The organism is Thermus sp. NMX2.A1 (assembly GCF_000511705.1).
In the GTDB taxonomy this organism is placed as follows: domain Bacteria; phylum Deinococcota; class Deinococci; order Deinococcales; family Thermaceae; genus Thermus; species Thermus scotoductus.
This window is the reverse complement of the sequence record NZ_ATNI01000088.1, coordinates 1-18,124: the sequence shown is the minus strand read 5'-3', so window position 1 is coordinate 18,124 and position 18,124 is coordinate 1. Positions and strand designations below refer to the sequence as shown.

The window sequence follows — 18,124 nt, the reverse complement described above, 5'->3', positions numbered from 1 at the left end:
AGCAGGGTAGGATAAACCCATGGCCGAGGTGGAAAGCTTTGCCCTGGACCACACGAAGGTGAAGGCTCCTTATGTCCGCCTGGCGGGGAGGAAGGCGGTGGGGAGTGGCCTGGTGGAGAAGTACGACCTGCGCCTGGCCCAGCCCAACCGGGAAGCCCTGCCCACGGGGGCCTTGCACACCCTCGAGCACCTTTTGGCTGGCTACCTCCGCGACCACCTGGAAGGGGTCATAGACCTTTCCCCCATGGGGTGCCGCACGGGGTTTTACCTGGTGGTGGAAGGCCCTTTGGAGGAGGAAAGGGTTTTGGTGGCCTTTGAACGGGCCTTAAGGGATGTTCTCCTGCACGAGGGGCCCATTCCCGGGGCCAGCTTCAGGGAGTGCGGGAACTACCGCGACCACGACCTCCAAGGGGCCAAGGCCTGGGCGGAGAAGGTGCTGAGGGAAGGACTGAAGGTTCAGGCCACCCTTCCCCTGGAGGAAAGGTGATCGCCTTCTTTGCGGCGGAGCCCGAGGAAGCGGAGGCCTTAAGGGAGGCCTTGGACGCGAGGGAGGCCCTCGAGGCGCCCTTTCCCCTCCATCAGGCCCCCGGGGTACTGGTGGCGGAAACCGGGGTGGGCAAGGTGGCGGCGGCCTCGGCGGTGGCCTATGTCCTTACCCGCTTTGCTCCCAAGGAGAGCTTCTTCCTGGGGGTAGCGGGGGCTTTGGACCCTTCCTTAAGGGCTTTGGACCTTCTTTTGGCGGAGAAAGCCGTGCAGTGGGATGTGGACCTCACCCCCTTTGGCCGGGAGCCTGGGGAGACAGCCTTTGGGATGCGTTTTTTCCCCTCGGACCCCCTGCTTCTGGAACGGGTGGAGAAGGCGGCGGCTAGCCTTGCCCTGCCCGTTAGGCGTGGGGTGGTGGCCACGGGGGACCGGTTTCTGGCGGATAGGGAGGAGGCACGGAGGCTGGCCCGGCTCCACGGGGCCCAGGCGGTGGAGATGGAAGGGGCCGCGGCCCTCATGGTGGCCTGGCGCTTCCGGCATCCCATGGCCTTGATCCGGGCCGTGACCGATGGGGCGGGGGAGGAGGCGGCCAGGGACTTCCAGGCCTTTTTGCAGGCGGCCTCGAGGCGGCTTGGCTTCCTGGCCCAGGCTCTTTTGGCATACTGAAAAGGGAGGGGTCCATGGAAATCAAACTCTTCACGGGGAGCGCCCACCCCGATCTGGCCCGGCGGGTGGCGGAAGCCCTGGGGGTTCCCTTGGGAAAGGCGGTGGTGGACCGCTTCCCCGACGGGGAGGTGAGGGTGCGCCTTTTGGAAAGCGTGCGCGGGGATGATGTGTACCTCATCCAGCCCACCAGTCCCCCGGTGAACGACCACCTGATGGAGCTCCTCCTGCTGGCGGATGCCGCCCGCCGGAGCTCTGCGGGCCGCATCAACGCCGTCATCCCCTATTTCGGCTACGCCCGTCAGGATAAGCAGACCCAGGGCCGCGAGCCCGTGAGCGCCAAGCTGGTGGCCAATCTCCTGGAAACCGTGGGGGTGCACCGGGTGATCGCCATCGACCTCCACGCTCCCCAGATCCAGGGGTTTTTTGATATCCCCGTGGACCACCTCTCGGCGGTGCGCCTCTTTGCCCGCTACCTCCAGGAGAAGGGCTATACGGAGAACGGCGTGGTGGTTTCCCCGGATGCGGGCCGGGCAGAGGAGGCCAGGCGGCTTTCCGAAAGGCTGGGCCTGCCCCTGGCCATGCTGGCCAAGCGCCGCCATGGCCCCAAGGACACCTCCGTCACCTACGTGATCGGGGAGGTGGCGGGGAAGAGACCCTTGATCATCGATGACATCGTTTCCACGGGGGGAACCATAAGGCGAGGGGTGGAGGCCCTCCTGCTGGCTGGGGCTTTGCCGGAAATGGTGGTCATGGCCACCCATCCGGTCCTGGTAGGGGAGGCTCGGGAAAACCTTTCCCATCCCGCCATCCGTGAGGTGATCTTCACCGATACCATCCCCTTGAGGGATGGGGGGTACACGGTGCTTTCCACCGCTGAGCTTCTGGCCCAGGCCATCCGGCACGTCCACACCAACCAGTCGGTGAGCGCGTTGATCTGAGGTGGCAGGAGGGCCTGGGGGTGTGGTAAGCTTTCCCATAGTGTGCCCCTAGGGGGCCTTTGCCTTTTGGGAGGTTGAGGAGGAGACATGGAATACCGTTTGAAGGCCCAGTACCGGGAAGGGGAGAAGCCCGCCGCTTTGCGCCGGGCGGGGAAGCTCCCCGGTGTCATCTACAATAAGTACTTGAACCGTAAGATCTACGTGGATCTCGGGGAGTTTGACAAGGTCTTCCGTCAGGCTTCCATCCACCACGTGATCGTTCTGGAGCTCCCCGACGGCCAGGAACTGCCCACCCTGGTGCGCCAGGTGAACCTGGACAAGCGCCGGCGCCGTCCCGAGCACGTGGACTTCTACGTGCTCTCCGACGAGCCCGTGGAGATGTACATCCCCTTGCGCTTTGTGGGTACGCCCCAAGGGGTGCGGGAAGGAGGTGTCCTGCAGGAGGTGCACCGGGACATCCTGGTGCGGGTTTCCCCAAGGAATATTCCCGAGTTCATCGAGGTGGATGTCTCGGGCCTGGGCATCGGGGATAGCCTCCATGCCGCTGACCTCAAGCTTCCGGAAGGGGTTAAGCTGGCCATTTCCCCGGAGGAAACCATTGCTGCGGTGGTGCCTCCTGAGGATGTGGAGAAGCTTGCGGTGGAGGCCCCCGAGGCTCCTGCTGAGCCCGAGGTGATCAAGAAGGGCAAGAAGGAAGAGGAGGAATAGTACCGCCCTGTACTTGAGGGGCGGGGCCCCTGGAAAGGGGATTGGGCGCTGGCGGAGGGAAGGGGGGCGTTTTCGCCCCCTTTTTGCGGAGGGCAGGAATGTTCCTGGTGGTGGGCCAGGGAAACCCGGGGGAGCGGTACGCCAGGACCCGCCACAACCTGGGCTTCATGGTCCTGGACCGGCTGGGCCTGGAGTTTCGGGAAAGGGGGGAGGCCCTCCTGGCCGAGGTGGAGGTGGAGGGGGAAAAGGGGTTTTTCCTCAAGCCCCTCACCTACTACAACCTGAGCGGCCAGGTGGTGGCTCCCCTGATGCGCTTTTACAAGATTCCCCCGGAGCGCCTTCTGGTAGTCCACGACGAGATGGACCTACCCCTGGGCCGCTTGCGCTTCAAGGCAGGGGGTAGCCCCGCGGGAAACCGCGGGGTGGCCTCCATCGCCCAGGCCCTGGGGACCGAGGCCTTCCACCGCCTGCGCTTAGGGATTGGCAAGCCCCCTTCCCGGGAGCTTGGGGCAGCGTATGTCCTTTCCCCCTTCCTTCCCGAGGAGTGGCCGGTGGTGGAGCGGGTCCTCGAGGCGGCCAAGGAAGCCGTGCTCTGCTGGGTGAAGGAGGGGCTTCTTCCCTGCGCGGGCCGTTTTAACGGCCTGGATCTTTCCCAGGGCTTGGGGGAAAAGGGCTAAGCTTTAGGCATGGCCGCGCCTAAGGTCCTCCTCATCGCCGGGGGAAGAAGCCCCGAGCACGAGGTTTCCCTGCTTTCCGCCCAGGGGGTTTTGGAGCACATGCCTTTCCCCACCGAGCTCGCCGTGATCGCCAAGGACGGTGGGTGGCTCCTTGGGGAGGAGGCATTTGCTGCCCTTGGGGCCAAGGTGGCCCCTATCGGCCGGTATGCCTTTCCACCCCCTTTGGATTGGAGCCGGTATGACGTGGTCTTCCCCCTGCTTCATGGAAGGTGGGGAGAGGATGGGACCATCCAAGGGTTCTTGGAAATTCTGGGTAAGCCCTACGTGGGAGCGGGGGTGGCGGCCAGCGCCCTTTGCATGAATAAGGACTTAAGCAAAAGGGTTCTGGCCCAGGCGGGGATTCCCGTGGTCCCCTGGGTAGCCCTTTACCAGGGGGAGCGCCCCTTTATCCCCTTTGACCCCCCCTTCTTTGTGAAGCCCGCCAACACGGGTTCCAGCATCGGCATCCGCCGGGTGGAGCATTACGCCGAGCTGGAAGAGGCCTTGGCCGAGGCCTTCCGCCACGACCAGAAGGCGGTGGTGGAGCAGGCGCTTTCGGGGGTGCGGGAGCTGGAGGTGGGTATTCTGGGGAATATCTTTGGCGAGGCCAGCCCCGTGGGAGAGGTGCGCTACCAGGCGGCCTTCTACGACTACGAGACCAAGTACACCCCAGGCCGGGCGGAGCTTTTGATCCCTGCACCCCTGGACCCCGGTACCCAGGAGACCGTGCAGGAGCTGGCCTTGAAAGCCTACAGGCTTTTGGGCATCCGCGGCATGGCCAGGGTGGACTTCTTCCTTGCGGGGGGGGAGATCTACCTCAACGAGGTCAACACCATTCCCGGCTTCACCCCCACCAGCATGTACCCCAGGCTTTTTGCCGCCGGGGGTCTACCTTACCCCGAGCTGTTAAGGCGTCTGGTGGAGTTGGCCCTGGAGTGAGGGGCTTAACTCCTCGAGGGGCTTGGCCAAGCCCCTTTTTGCTTTTTTCCCTGGCGGTGCGCTAGGATGGAATCCGAAGGGAAAGGGGGTTTTTATGGACCTTCTGGAGCGGCTTGGGCTTCTTGGGCGGCGGGTCCTCCTCCTGCACCACGATGACCTGGGCCTGACCCATGCGCAAAACGGAGCCTACCAGGCCCTGGGATTTCCCACGGGGAGCGTGCTGGTGCCGGGGGCTTGGGCCAGCGGGGTCAGGGGGGAGGATCTCGGGGTGCACCTGGTGCTCACCAGCGAGTGGCCTGCCCCCAGGATGCGGCCCCTCACGCCGGGGGAAAGCCTTCGGGACGAAGCGGGGTATTTCCCTTCTTCTCTGGAGGTTCTCTGGCAGAATGCCCGCCTCGAGGAGGTGGAGCGGGAGCTAAAGGCCCAGATTGAGGCGGCGAAAAGGCTTTTCTCTCCCACGCACCTGGACACCCACCAGGGGGCGGTCCTTCGCCCCGACCTGGCGGAGATCTACGTGCGCCTGGCTGAGGAATACCGCCTGGTGCCCTTGATCCCGGAGAGCCTCGAGGGCCTGGGGGTCCCGCCTGTATTCTTGCCGGAGCTGGAAAGGCTCATGGCCCAGGTGCCCTTCCCCAGGGTGCGCTTCCTGGACCCCTATGGCCTTCCCCCGGAGGAGCGGCTTGGCTTTTACCTGGACCTGGCCAACCTCCCCCCGGGCCTTTACTACCTGGTCCACCACAGCGCCCTCCCCACCCCCGAGGGCCGGGCCCTTCCCGACTGGAGGACGCGGGAAGCCGACTACTTCGCCCTTGCCCACCCTGAGGTGCGCCGGGTCCTTTCCGAGTTCTACCCCCTCACCTGGCGGGCCGTGCGGGAAGTCCTTTGGGGGGCGTCATGAAAAAGTGGCGCTACGCCTCGGGGCAGCTGGGCCTCACCCTGGTTTCCGAAAGCTTCGGCACCTATCTGGCCTTCTTCTATCTGGAGAAGCTCGGCCTTTCCGCCGCCTTCTACGCCCTGGCCCGCACGGTGTATGCCTTCTGGGACGCCATCAACGACCCCCTGTTCGGCCACCTCTCCGACCGCACCAAGACCCGGCTGGGCCGCAGGCGGCCCTGGCTTCTTGTGGGTGTTCCCCTGTTTCTTCTCTTCTACCTCCTGGTCTTCTGGGTGCCGGACTGGGCCCGCTCCCCTCAGGTCCTGCCCTACTACTTTGCCGTGGGAATCGTCCTTTATGAAACCATGGCCACCGTGGTCTGGACCAACTACGGGGCCCTCTTCCCGGAGATGTTCCGGGGCCTTGGCGAGAGGGCGAGAGCCGCGGCCTTGAAGCGGGGCACGGAGCTTTTTGGCCTGATCCTGGGAATCGCCCTGGCCCCCTTGGTCTACGCCCAGGTGGGGTTTCTGGGCATGGCCCTCCTCTTCGCTGGGCTTGCCCTTATGGCCTTCTCGTGGTTCTTCCCGGGCATCCAGGAGGACCCCAGGGCGGAAAGTAGCCTGGGGCTAAGAGAGTCCTTCCGGCTGGTCCTGGCGAACCGAGCCTTCTGGGTGGCGGCTTTGGTGGGCCTTCTCTTTGAGTTCGGGCGCATGGTGATCCAGACGGGGATGGCCTTTTACGCCAAGCACAGCCTGGGCCTGCCCGAAGCGGCCACCACCTTCCTGTTTGCCGCCGTTTTCCTGGTGGCCCTGCCCTCGGTCTTCCTCTGGGGGCGGCTTGCGGGGGCCTTAGGGGGCAAGCGGGCCTGGCGGCTTGCCCACCTTTTCATGGGCCTGGCGGCCTTGCTCCTTTTCCTTCCCCAAAGCCTCCTTCCCGCCATTTTGGTGGGCGCCCTGGTGGGGGTGGGGTTTGCCGGGGTGCGGGTCACGGGGGAGGTGGTGATGGCCAAGGTCATTGACCTGGACGCCGAGAGGACGGGCACCCGGCGGGAAGGAGCCTACTACAGCCTAGTGGGGCTTTTTGGCCGGGCCTCGGGGGCCTTGGTGGGGCTTTCCTTCGCCCTCCTTGGACCCCTTTTCGGGTACGTGAGCGGGGAAAATCCCGGGCCGAACCCGGGCTTGGCCTTCCGCTTCCTGGTGGCGGTGATCCCGGGGGTGGCCATCCTGCTGGCCTACTTCCTCGCGGTCCTTTTCCCCCATGAGATCAAGGAGTAGGGCCTTATGAAGCTGGACCCCAATCATCCCAGGCCCACCCTCCAGCGCCCGGGTTGGAAGAGCCTCGAGGGCCCGTGGAACTTCTCCTTGAACGAGGCCGAGGACCCCAAGAAGGTGCGCTTTGACCGTACCATCCGGGTGTCCTTTCCTCCCGAGGCCCCGGGTAGCGGCGTGGGCGAGCCCTGGGTGCAGGTGGCCTGGTACCGGAAGGTCCTAAGGATTAAGCCCAGGCCCGGCCTTCGGCTTTTCCTGCGCTTCGGGGCGGTGGACTACCGGGCGGAGGTCTTTCTGAACGGGGCCCGGGTCCTGGAGCACGAAGGGGGGCATAGCCCCTTCGGCCTGGAGCTCACCTCCTTCCTGGAGAGGCCCTTAGAGGTCCTCGTGCGAGCGGAGGACGATCCCTCGGATCCGGAAAAGCCTAGGGGCAAGCAGGCCCTGGGGGAGCCCGAGGGCATCTTCTACCCGAGGACCACAGGGATCTGGCAGTCGGTTTGGCTGGAATGGGCTCCGGAAAGCCACATCGCCTCCCTTCGGCTCCGCCCGGACCTCGAGGCCCTGGGCTTCCACCTGGAGGTCCAGGCCGTGGGGGAAGGGGATGCGGTGGAGGTGGCCCTTTTCCCGGGGGTGCGGGGGGAGGTTTTGAGGGAAAAGCCTTGGCTGGAAGCCCGTTTTCCCCTCGTGGGCGGGCTTGCCCGGGGGTTTTTGGGGCTTCCCCTAAAGGGAGAGGCGGGGGCAATCCTCTGGCGCCCGGAGAATCCGGTGCTTTTCCCCTTGCGCCTCCGCCTCCTCGGGGGAAGGCGGGTTCTGGACGAGGTCTACTCCTACGGGGGCTTAAGGGAAGTTTCCGCCCGGCAAGGGGTCTTCTTCCTCAACAGGGAGCCCTACTTCCCCAAACTGGCCCTGGACCAGGGGCTTTGGCCGGAGGGGCACTTAGCCCCGCCTGGCCTCGAGGCCCTCAGGCAGGACATCCTCCTGGCCAAGGCCCTGGGCTTTAACGGGGTGCGCAAGCACCAGAAGCTGGAAGACCCCCGCTACCTCCACTTGGCGGACCGGCTAGGGCTTTTGGTCTTTGCCGAGATGCCAAGCTTCTTCCGCTTCTCTCCCAAGGCCGCCCGGCGCTACCTGGCCGAGCTGGTGGCGGCCTTGGAACGGGACCACAACCATCCCAGCGTGGTGGCCTGGGTCCTTTTCAACGAGAGCTGGGGCCTTTGGCCTTGGGGGCCTGAGGCTCGCTCCTTCCTCCAGGGCGTGTTTTTCCTGGCCCGCTCCTTGGACCCCACGCGCCTTTTGGTGGATAACGACGGCTTTGAGCACGGGTCCTTTTGGGACCTCTACACCGTGCACGACTACGCTCCCCCTGAGGTCCTTGCCCGCCGCTACCGCCAGAAGCCCTATCCCCTGGCCCCCATGGGCCGGCCCCTTTCCTGGGAGGCTCTTCCTGAAGGGGTGCGCCCCTTCCTCTCCGAGTTCGGGGGTGTGAGGCTCAAGGGCTCCACCCCGGGCTGGGGGTACCGGGAGGTGGAGGGGGAGGAGGCCTTCTTGCAGGAGGTGCTCCGTTATGTGGAGGTGGCCTGCGAAAGCCTCCTGAACGGGTTTTGCTACACCCAGCTTTACGACACCTTTCAGGAGGAAAACGGGCTTTTGGACTTCTGGCGCAGGCCCAAGGTGCCCCCGGAGAGGGTGCGGGCTTTCCTGGAGGGGTGCGAGGCCAGGCGGGTGCTTTGGGAGTAGGCTATGGGTGCACCGCGAAAGGGCTTGCTGAAGAAACTTTGGAATGCGGTGGAAATGGTGGCCCTTCTGGGCCCTGGGGTTCTCCTTTTGGCCATCCAGTACGCCAGGAAGCGGGATCGGTGGGAGCCCAAGGCCCCCTTCCTCCCGTGGCAAGGGGTGGGGAAGCCCCTGGGCCTAAAGGCCATTCCCGGCGGGGTGAGGGTGCGTTTCCAGGAGGTGGAACTGGAAGCGGTCTTCCTGGGAGAGGACCTCCTCCGCCTCACCTGGTTTCCCGGCGAGGCGGTGCCTCCTTACGCCCTGGCGGAGGCGGGGGAAGCCTCCCCCTTTGAGCCCGAGCGCCAGGAGGGAGGCCGCCTTCTTAGAACCCCCCACCTGGCCCTGGCGGTGGAGGAGGAAGGGTTGACCTTCTGGGATGGGGCGGGAAGGCTTCTCAGGCAGGAGGCCTACCCCGAGCGCTCGGGGAGGGCCTGGCGGCACCGGGTGCACCTGGCTCCGGAAGAGAGGGTCTTTGGCCTGGGGGAAAGGGCCTATGCCTTGGACCGCCGGGGTGGGGTCTTCCGTTTCTGGAACCAGGACCCTGGGGGAAGCTACGGCCCCGGGGAGGATCCCCTCTACCTTTCGGTGCCCCTTTGGCTTTCCCAAAAGCTCGAGGGAGGGTACCTGGCCTTTTACGAGAACCCTGCGGATGGCTTTGCCGACCTGCGGGAAGGCGAGGCCCTGGTGGGCTTTCTTGGCGGAACCTTCCGCTACTACCTGATCCCCGGGCCCTTGGAGGAAGCCCTGGCCCGTTATGTGCGCCTCACCGGCCTTCCACCCCTGCCGCCCCGCTGGGCCCTGGGCTTTCAGTACGCCCGCTGGGGGCTTAGGACCCGGAAGGAGGTGGAGGAGGTGGTGGAGGGTTTCCTGAAGCGGGACCTTCCCCTGAAGGCGGTCCACCTGGACATCGATTACATGCGGGGATACCGGGTGTTCACCGTGGATGAAAAGCGCTTTCCCGACCTTGGGAGCATGGTGCGGACCTTCCGGGAAAGGGGAGTGCACACGGTGCTTATCCTGGATCCTGGGATTAAGGGAGAAAAGGGATTTTCCCCTTACGAGGAGGGGCTAAGGGAGGGGGTGTTCTGCCGTTTGCCCACGGGGGAGGTCTTCCTGGGCCCTGTCTGGCCTGGGCTTGCCGCCTTCCCCGACTTCACCGACCCCGGGGGCCGGGCCTGGTGGGGGGAGAGGCTTAAAGGCTTCTTGGACATGGGGGTTTCCGGCTTCTGGCTGGACATGAACGAGCCCGCCCTCTTCGCCGCCTGGGGGGAGCCCACCTTTCCCCGAAGCGTCCGCCATGCCCTCGAGGGCCAAGGGGGGGACCACACCCTGGCCCACAACCTCTACGGCTTCCTCATGGCCCGGGCCAGCTTTGAGGGATTCCGGGAACATGCCCCCCTTCGCCGGCCCTTCCTCCTCACCCGGGCAGGGTTTGCCGGGGTGCAGCGCTATGCCTGGGCTTGGACCGGGGATGTGGAGAGCACCTGGGAGGGCCTGAGCACCACCCTGCGGGCTCTCCTGGGGCTTTCCCTTTCCGGGGTGTACTTCGTGGGCTCGGACATCGGGGGCTTTAGCGGAAACCCCTCCCCCGAGCTATATTTGCGCTGGTTCCAGCTTGCCGCCTTTACCCCCTTCTTCCGCCTCCACTCCGCCCGCTGGACCAGGCGCCGGGAGCCCTGGCGCTTTGGGGAGGAGGTCCTGGAGGGGGTGCGTTGGGCTATGGAGCTTAGGGAAAGGCTTCTTCCTTACCTCTACACCTTGGCCTATCGGGCAAGCCGGGAGGGGCTTCCCCTCCTCAGGCCCCTTTTCCTGCAAGGGGGCCAGCCCGATGGAGCAGACCTCGAGGAGGCCTTCTTGTTGGGAAGGGACCTCCTGGTGGCCCCGGTCCTGGAGGAAGGGGCCAGGGCTAAGGAGGTGCCCTTGCCCAAGGGCGGGTGGTACCCCTGGGAGGACGATGGAGTCCTGGAGGGCCCCGCCCGGGTGCGGCTTCCCGCTTTCCTAAAGCGGATTTCCCTTTTGGTGCGGGCCGGGTCCATCTTGCCCCTCCTGGAGGAAGGGGGCCTTGCCCTGCACCTTTACCCGGGGGAAGGCGGTGCGGAAGGCCACCTGTACTGGGATGAGGGGGACGGGGAGGGGCCTTATCGGCTGGATCGGTTCCACCTACTCCCGGCGGAGGGGGGCTACCGCCTCCTTTGGGAAGGGGAGGGGGAGTACCCCTGGCCCTGGGAGGGAGTGAGCATCAGGCTTTGGGGGAGAAGGCTTTGGGGAGCCCGGGTGGAGGGGAAGGTCTACCCGTTCCAGGGAGGGCGGGTTTTCCTGCCTCCTTTCCGGGAGGCCCTCTTGGAGGTGGAGGGATGAGGTGGGAAAGAGCTTGGTTTTTGGCCCATGAGGCGAGGATCCCGGCGGAACTTCCCCAGGAGGGCTGGCGGGAGGTAGCCCTTCCCCACCAGTGGAGCCTGGGTGAGCCCGGGGGGCCGGAGGGCGGACGCCTGGAGGCGGAGGTGGGCTGGTACCGGCTTCTCCTTCCCGAGGGGGGCCCGAGGCGGTTTCTTTACTCCCTTGGGGACTATTACCAGGAGGCCTGGCTGGATGGCACCCACCTGGGGCGGCACGAGGGGTACTTCTTCCCCTGGCTTCTGGAGCTTCCCCCTGGGCGGGAGCTTCTCCTTAGGGTTTCCGCCCCCAAGGAACCCCTGGGGGTCTGGCCCCGGTTCAAGCGGCAGATCAAGGGGGTCTTTGGGCAGCACGACTGCCGGCCCGGGGGAACCTCGGAACGGGGCCAGGAGCGGGGAACGGGGGGCCTGTGGGGCGGGGTGGAGGTGTGGATGCGGGAGGAGGTGGCCCTTCTCGGCCTCACCCACCGCCTCCTTCCCCGGCCTGGGGGGTGGCGGCTATGGGTGCGCCTTCTGGTGGATGCCCCGAGGCCCTTCCGCGAGGAGGTGGCCCTCAGGATCCTCCCCGAGAACTTCTCAGGGGAGGCCCTGGAGAGAAGGCTGGTCCTGGAGGGGGAAGGGGGACGGGGCTGGCACGAGGTGGTCTGGGACCTGCCGGGGATGCCCCTGTGGGAGGTGTGGGAGCGGGGGTTCCCCCATCTCTTCCGCCTGGAGGCGGAACTCCTGGGGGCAAGCCTCAGCGTGCCCCTGGGCTTCCGCACCGTGGAGCTGGATGGGGAGGGCTGGCTTCTTCTAAACGGCAGGAGGCTTTTCCTGAGGGGGACCAACATCATCCCCACCCAGTGGCTTGCCGGCTACAGCGAGGCCCTGGCCCAGAAGGACGTGGCCCTCCTCAAGGAGGCCAACCTGAACGCGGTGCGGGTCCACGCCCACGTGACCCACCCCGCCTTCTACCGGGCCTGCGACCAGGAGGGGATCCTGGTCTGGCAGGACTTCCCCTTGCAGTGGGGGTACGCCCCCGACGAGGCCTTCGCCCAGGAGGCCTTGCGCCAGGCAAGGGCCATGGCGGAGGTCTTAGGGGCCCATCCTTCCCTTTACCTCTGGTGCGCCCAGAACGAGCCCACCCACAACCGCCACACCTTAGGCCCCCTCCTTTCCGCTGCCCTCAGGGCCGAAGATCCCACCCGCCCGGTGAAGGAGGCTTCCGATTTCCGCGAGCACCCCTACCCCGGGTGGTACTGGGGGCACCTGCGGGACTTCCTGGCCCTTCCCGGGGCCCCTCTTCCTTCGGAGTTCGGGGCCCAAGCCCTGCCCCGGGCGGAACTCCTGCGCCGGGTCCTGGGAGAGGCGGCCTGGCCTCCCAACTGGGAGGTCTACGCCTACCACAACTTCCAGCCCCACGAGACCTTCCGGGTGGCAGGGGTGGAGGTTGGGGGGTCCCTGGAGGAGTTTGTGGAGAACTCCCAGGCCTACCAGGCGAGGCTACTGGAGTTTGCCATCCACGCCTACCGGCGGGGGAAGGGGAGGGTGGTGGGCTACTTCCAGTTCATGTTCGTGGAGCCCTGGGAGGGGATCACCTGGGCGGTGGTGGATGTGGAACGGGTGCCCAAGAAGGGCTACCACGCCCTGAAGGAGGCCAGCAGCCCGGTTCTTCTCTCCCTGGTTCCCTACCGCGAAAGGATGGAGGTGGGAGGGCCTCCCCTGCAGGAGGCCTGGCTCATAAGCGACCTGGAAAGGCCCTTAAGCCTTCGGGTCCACCTTTTCCTGGAAGGCCCGCAAGACCTCTCCCTTTACGAGGAGGAGGTGGCCCTGGCCCCCGGGGAGGCCCGAAGGTTTTTCAGCCTGGGCGAGCTTTGGGAAAGCCCCTTCGAGGTCCAGGCCCGCTACCTTCCCCTCCAGGAGGCCTTGAGGCGGCTTCCCCCTGGCGCCTACCACCTGGTGGGGGAGGCCTATGAGGGGGAGAGGCTCTGGTCCCGCCATGTCCTCGAGGTGGAGTATCTGGAGCCTATCCTGCCCCTGGGGGTGGCCTGGTGATCCCGGCCCATATCGCCTATGCCCTGGGTGCTTTGGGCCTGACCCTGCCGGGCCAGACCTTCGGCACCTACCTGGCCTTTTACTACCTGGACCATCTGGGTTTGGCCGCCAGCGCCTTCGCCTTGGCCCGCTTGGTCTTTTCCGTCTGGGATGCGGTGAATGATCCCCTTTTCGGCTACCTCTCCGACCGCACCAGGACCCCCTGGGGCCGGAGGCGGCCCTGGCTTTTTGTAGGGCTTCCCTTTTTGCTTTTGGCCTTCTACCTCACCTTTAGCGTTCCCGGGCCCTTCCTTCAGGGGCCTGCCCTCTTCTGGTATTGCCTTGGGGTGATCCTGTTCTTTGAGACCTTCGCCGCCCTCACCTGGGTGAACCATGCGGCCCTTTTCCCCGAGCTTTTCCGCAAGGAGGAGGAGCGGGCCCGGGCCAACGCCTGGCGGCAGGGGTTCTACTTCGTGGGTCTGGCGGTGAGCATCGCCCTGACCCCCTTGGTCTACACTGCCTTGGGTTTCCCCGGCATGGCCCTCCTCTATGGGGGCCTCGGGGGCCTTCTGGTCCTTCTTTTCCTCAAGAGCATCCGGGAGGATCCCAAGGCCCAGGAGGCGGAGCCCCTGCCCTTTATCCCCGCCTTCCGCTACACCCTGGGGAACCAGGCCTTCTGGATCTACTCCCTGGCCGCCTTGTTCCTCCTCTTTGCCGTGGGGCTTTTCGGGGCGGCCATGCCCTTTTACGCCAAATACGCCTTGGGCCTTGGGCCGGAGGCCACTTCCTTGCTCTTCGCTACGGTGCTCCTGGCCGCTTTGCCCTCGGTCTTCCTCTGGGCCCGGCTGGCAGGGACTTTGGGCTCCAAGGGAGCCTGGCTCCTGGCCATTTTCCTCTTGGCCCTGGGGGCCCTTCTCCTCTTCCTGCCCCGCACCCTTCTTGAGGCTCTTCCCGTGGGCCTCCTCATCGGGGTGGGGTTTGGCGGGGTGCTGGTCCTGGGGGATGTCCTCCTGGCCGAGGTGATCGACCGGGACGCCGAGGTTACGGGGAGGAGGCGGGAAGGGGTTTACTATAGCGTGTACGGCTTCATCAACCGCCTTTCCGGGCCCCTGCAGGCTCTTTCCTTTGCCCTCCTCACCCCCCTCTTCGGCTACGTGAGCGGGGAGGTGCCGGGCCCGCGTCCCGAGGCCGCCTTCCGCTTCCTTATGGCGGGTCCACCCTTTGTGGCTACGCTTTTAGCCCTGGCCCTAGCCTTTCGTTTCCCTTACGGAGCGAAGGGTAGAATGCCGGGGGCAGGAAGCTCCTAGGGAGGATGGGGCGTGCGGCTGGAGTTCTCGGATCCTCTTCGGGAAAGCCGCCTCGAGGTGCCGGTTCTGGCGGAGGCCTTGGGGCCTGTTCCCGGGGGTTACCTCCTGAGGGGCCGGGAGGTGCGGGTCTTTGCTCCCCTTGCCTCGAAGCGCTTCTTCCGCCACGGCTGGCAGAGCTGGAGCCTCACCACCTGGGTGGACCTAAACTTTCCCCCGAAGCCCCTTTTCCCCGAGGCCCGCAGGCCCCAGGCGGACGACCCCCTCCTCCTCGAGGCTTCCGAGTGGTGGGGAAGCGGCCTAGGGGCCCTCGAGGGGCCAGATGGGAAGGTACTTCTCCTGGGGGCCCTGGGCGTGGGGGCGCGGGTCTTGGGGCGCGAGGACCTCCTCCTGGGCCGCTACGCCGAGGGGGAGGGGGAGTGGTTTCTGGGCTACGGGGAGCCAACGGAGGTGTTCGCCGCCTATGGCAGGCTCCTTCCCAGGCGGCTTTCCAAAGGGCCTCCCAGGCTGTGGTGCTCCTGGTATAGCTTCTACAACCGGATCCATGAGGCCTTGCTCCTCGAGGTGCTGGAGGAAGTGGCCGGGCTTCCCTTTGAGGTCTTCCAGATCGACGACGGCTGGCAGCGGGCCCTTGGGGACTGGGAACCCAACGAGCGCTTCGCCCGGGGGATGGCCTTTTTGGCGGAGAGGATCCGGGAAAAGGGCTTCAGGGCGGGGTTATGGCTGGCTCCCTTTTTGGTGACGCCGGATAGCCCCCTTGTGCGGGCCCATCCCGAGTGGATCCTGCGGGACGGGGAGGGAAGGCCCATCCCCGCGGGCTTCAACTGGTGGAAACCCCTATACGCCCTGGATTCGGGCAACGAGGAGGTTTTGGACCATGTGGCGGGCTTGGTGCGCAAGGTGCGGGCCTGGGGGTACGACTACCTGAAGCTGGATTTCCTCTACGCCGCTGCTTTACCCGGGGCCGAGGGGGAGGTGCGGTACCGTAAGGCCATGGAGCGGATCCGCGAGGAGGCAGGGGAGGCCTACCTTCTCTTTTGCGGCGCTCCCATCCTGGCCTCCTTGGGGCTTGCCGATGGCCTCAGGGTGGGTCCGGATGTGGCCCCCTACTGGGACAACGAGGACCGCTCCTTCTGGCTACAGGACCCCACGGGCCCGGGGCTAAGGAACGCCCTCCGCACCACCCTGCACCGGCTTTGGTTGCGGGAAAACGTCCAGGTGGACCCGGATGTGGCCTTTTTCCGGAGCCGTTTCTCGTTGCTGTCCCTTGAGGAGATGCGCCTGCAGGAGGCCATGGGGGAGATCACGGGCTTCAAGGCCACCTCCGACCCGCCCTCCTGGCTTTCCCCGGAGGAAAGGGAAAGGCTTTGGGCCTTCCTAAGCCGGGATAAGGAGGTAAAGCCCCTTGGCCCCTACCGTTTCCGGGTGGGGGAGGAGGTTTTGGACTATGCCTTCCTTTTATAAGCACGTGCATCGCAAGAAGGACGGGCGGGAGCTGATCCTTTACGGGCTTCATCCCCTCGAGGTGGAGGTCTTGCCCGTGGCCGAGGAGCCCTCCGTACCGGAGGAGGCGGGGTCCATCTCCCCAAGCCCGCACCTCCGCTACCACCCCTTGCGGGGGGAGTGGGTGGTCTACGCGGCCCACCGCCAGGAGCGCACCTTCTTGCCTCCCAAGGAGCACTGCCCCCTTTGCCCAAGCCAGGAGGGAGGCTTTCCCACGGAGATCCCCTTTGACCGTTTTCGGGTGGCGGTCTTTGAAAACCGGTTTCCCTCCCTGGTGCCAAGGCCCACCCCTCCCCCGGATGGGCTTCCCGTTCCCGCGGAGAGGGCTTTGGGCCGGTGCGAGGTGGTGGTGTATACCCAGGCCCACGTGGGAAGCCTGGCCACCCTCACGGAGGAGGAAAGGCTCCTCCTGGCCTGGGTTTGGCGGGACCGGTACCGGGCCTTGTATGCCCTCCTGGGGATCCGGTTCGTCATGCCCTTCGAGAACCGGGGGGAGGCGGTGGGGGTGACCCTCCACCATCCCCACGGGCAGATCTACGCCTACCCCTTTGTGCCCCCCATCCTGGAGCGGGAAAGCCAGGCCTTTAGGGAAAGGCCCGTGCTCCTGGAGCTTTTTCCCCACCTGGAGCCCTACCGGGTGGACCAGGAGGAGGGGTTTTTGGCCTTCGTACCCCCCTTCGCCCGCTACCCCTTTGAGGTCTGGGTGGCTCCTCTGGAGCGCCACCCAGGGCTTTGGACCTTTTCCGAGGAAGAGATGGCCGCCTTCGCCCGGCTTCTGGGCCGGGTGGTGGCCCGCTACGACGCCCTTTTCGGGGAGCCCTTCCCCTACGTGATGGTTTTCCACGCCGCCCCCTTGGGGGAGGAAAGTACCTTTCATTTCCATGTGGAGTTCTACCCCCCCAAAAGGGCCAAGGACAAGCTCAAGTTCCTGGCGGGCACGGAGATTGGGGCGGGCACCTTCGTGGTGGACGCCCTGCCCGAGGAAGCAGCAAAAAGCCTAAGGGAGGCCTTATGAAGTACCTTTTGGCCCTGGACCAGGGCACCACCAGCAGCCGGGCCATCCTCTTCAGCCTGGAGGGGAGGCCCGTGGCCATGGCCCAGAGGGAGTTCCGCCAGCTCTACCCGAGGCCGGGCTGGGTGGAGCACGATCCCCTGGAGATCTGGGAAAGCCAGTTTGGGGTGGCCCAGGAGGCCTTGCGCCAGGCTGGGGTGGAGGCCAAGGAGGTGGTGGCCCTGGGCCTCACCAACCAGCGGGAAACCACCTTGGTGTTCGAGAGGGGCACGGGGAGGCCCCTCTATAACGCCATCGTCTGGCAGGATAGGTGCACGGCCTCCCTGTGCCAGGAGCTCAAGGCCCAGGGCTTGGAGCCCCTCTTCCGGGAGCGCACCGGGCTTCTTCTGGACCCCTACTTCTCCGGCACCAAACTGGCCTGGCTGTTGGCGAACGTGCCCGGCCTTAGGGAGCGGGCGGGGAAGGGGGAGGTTCTTTTCGGCACCGTGGACACCTGGCTCCTCTACCGCCTCACCGGGGGCAGGGTGCACGCCACGGATCCCTCCAACGCCAGCCGCACCCTGCTTTTTAACCTGCACACCCTCTCCTGGGACGAGGAGCTTTTGGGGATTCTGGGGATCCCCCCGGCCATGCTGCCCGAGGTTCGCCCCTCGGATGGGGAGTTTGGGGCGACCTTCCCGGAGCTCTTCGGGGCCCCCATCCCCATCCGGGGGGTGCTGGGGGACCAGCAGGCGGCCCTCTTCGGCCAGGCGGCCTTGGCGGCAGGGCAGGGGAAGTGCACCTACGGGACCGGGGCCTTCCTGCTCCTGAACACGGGAGAGCGGCCCGTCCCTTCCCCGAAGGGCCTCCTCAGCACCGTGGCCTGGAGCGTGAGGGGCAAGGTCAGCTACGCCCTGGAGGGAAGCGTCTTCATGGCGGGGGCGGTGGTGGGGTGGCTTCAGGGCCTGGGCCTGATCCGGGAGAGCGCCGAGGTGGAGGCCCTGGCCCGGGAGGTGGCGGATAGCGGGGGCGTGTACCTGGTTCCCGCCTTCACCGGCCTGGGGGCCCCCTACTGGGACCCCTACGCCCGGGGGGCCATCCTGGGCCTCACCCGGGGGACCAGCAGGGCCCACCTGGCCCGGGCGGCCCTGGAGGGGGTGGCCTTCCAGGTGCGGGACGTGGTGCGGGCCATGGAGGGGGAGGCGGGGCTTTCCCTGAAGGAGCTCCGGGTGGATGGGGGCATGGCCCAGAACGCCCTTTTCCTGGAGATCCAGGCGGACCTCCTGGGGGTGCCGGTCCTCAGGCCCAGGGTCACGGAGACCACCGCCCTGGGGGCGGCCTGGATGGCCGGGGTGGGGGCGGGGGTCCTGGGGCTGGAGGCGGTGCGGGAAGCCTGGACCCTGGAGGCTCGCTTTCTCCCGCGCCTATCCCCCTCCCGGCGGGAGGCCCTACATCAGGGCTGGCGGCGGGCGGTGGAGCGGGCTTTGGGCTGGGCGAGGGAGGAGGGATGACCCCAAGCCGGGAGGAGCTCTGGGAGCGCCTGAAGGAGCCCCTG

15 protein-coding genes are annotated in these 18,124 nt (G+C 66.2%); all 15 read left to right on the top strand.

Annotation, left to right across the window (positions count from 1 at the left end; all coding sequences use genetic code 11):
- Positions 1-19: 19 nt before the first annotated feature.
- A complete protein-coding gene (locus TNMX_RS10720; protein WP_028494281.1) occupies positions 20-487 on the top strand; it encodes an S-ribosylhomocysteine lyase in 468 nt (155 codons plus the stop codon).
- Positions 484-1,149 (top strand): 5'-methylthioadenosine/S-adenosylhomocysteine nucleosidase, encoded by a 666-nt coding sequence (mtnN, locus tag TNMX_RS10715; RefSeq protein ID WP_038032031.1) that lies wholly within the window; start codon positions 484-486, stop codon positions 1,147-1,149. Before TNMX_RS10720 ends, mtnN begins: the two co-directional genes overlap by 4 nt.
- A gap of 14 nt (positions 1,150-1,163) precedes the next feature.
- A complete protein-coding gene (locus tag TNMX_RS10710) occupies positions 1,164-2,087 on the top strand; it encodes a ribose-phosphate pyrophosphokinase (RefSeq protein WP_038032029.1) in 924 nt (307 codons plus the stop codon).
- An 87-nt stretch (positions 2,088-2,174) separates the two neighbouring features.
- The gene (locus tag TNMX_RS10705; protein WP_028494284.1) at positions 2,175-2,795 is read left to right on the top strand and encodes a 50S ribosomal protein L25; all 621 of its coding nucleotides are present in this window, start codon (positions 2,175-2,177) and stop codon (positions 2,793-2,795) included.
- Positions 2,796-2,893: 98 nt separating this feature from the next.
- Positions 2,894-3,472 (top strand): aminoacyl-tRNA hydrolase, encoded by a 579-nt coding sequence (gene pth, locus TNMX_RS10700; protein WP_028494285.1) that lies wholly within the window; start codon positions 2,894-2,896, stop codon positions 3,470-3,472.
- Positions 3,473-3,481: 9 nt separating this feature from the next.
- A complete protein-coding gene (gene ddl, locus TNMX_RS10695) occupies positions 3,482-4,450 on the top strand; it encodes a D-alanine--D-alanine ligase (protein WP_038032026.1) in 969 nt (322 codons plus the stop codon).
- 94 nt (positions 4,451-4,544) lie between these two features.
- Positions 4,545-5,348, top strand: coding sequence for a ChbG/HpnK family deacetylase (locus TNMX_RS10690; protein WP_038032025.1), 804 nt, complete (start codon positions 4,545-4,547; stop codon positions 5,346-5,348).
- Complete coding sequence (locus tag TNMX_RS10685) at positions 5,345-6,598, top strand: MFS transporter (RefSeq protein ID WP_038032022.1); 1,254 nt, start codon at positions 5,345-5,347, stop codon at positions 6,596-6,598. The genes TNMX_RS10690 and TNMX_RS10685 overlap by 4 nt, the downstream gene beginning before the upstream one ends.
- Before the next feature lie 6 nt (positions 6,599-6,604).
- Positions 6,605-8,329, top strand: a complete 1,725-nt coding sequence (locus TNMX_RS10680; RefSeq protein WP_038032020.1) for a glycoside hydrolase family 2 protein — start codon at positions 6,605-6,607, stop codon at positions 8,327-8,329.
- 24 nt (positions 8,330-8,353) lie between these two features.
- A complete protein-coding gene (locus TNMX_RS10675) occupies positions 8,354-10,723 on the top strand; it encodes a glycoside hydrolase family 31 protein (protein WP_253269401.1) in 2,370 nt (789 codons plus the stop codon).
- A complete protein-coding gene (locus tag TNMX_RS10670) occupies positions 10,720-12,792 on the top strand; it encodes a glycoside hydrolase family 2 TIM barrel-domain containing protein (protein WP_038032016.1) in 2,073 nt (690 codons plus the stop codon). Before TNMX_RS10675 ends, TNMX_RS10670 begins: the two co-directional genes overlap by 4 nt.
- Positions 12,792-14,078, top strand: a complete 1,287-nt coding sequence (locus TNMX_RS10665; protein WP_038032033.1) for an MFS transporter — start codon at positions 12,792-12,794, stop codon at positions 14,076-14,078. The genes TNMX_RS10670 and TNMX_RS10665 overlap by 1 nt, the downstream gene beginning before the upstream one ends.
- A 12-nt stretch (positions 14,079-14,090) precedes the next feature.
- A complete protein-coding gene (locus TNMX_RS10660; RefSeq protein ID WP_038032012.1) occupies positions 14,091-15,539 on the top strand; it encodes a glycoside hydrolase family 36 protein in 1,449 nt (482 codons plus the stop codon).
- Entirely contained in the window at positions 15,523-16,593 is a 1,071-nt protein-coding gene (galT, locus tag TNMX_RS10655) for a galactose-1-phosphate uridylyltransferase (protein WP_038032009.1), read from the top strand. Before TNMX_RS10660 ends, galT begins: the two co-directional genes overlap by 17 nt.
- The gene (gene glpK / locus TNMX_RS10650) at positions 16,590-18,080 is read left to right on the top strand and encodes a glycerol kinase GlpK (protein WP_038032006.1); all 1,491 of its coding nucleotides are present in this window, start codon (positions 16,590-16,592) and stop codon (positions 18,078-18,080) included. Before galT ends, glpK begins: the two co-directional genes overlap by 4 nt.
- Positions 18,081-18,124 lie beyond the last annotated feature (44 nt).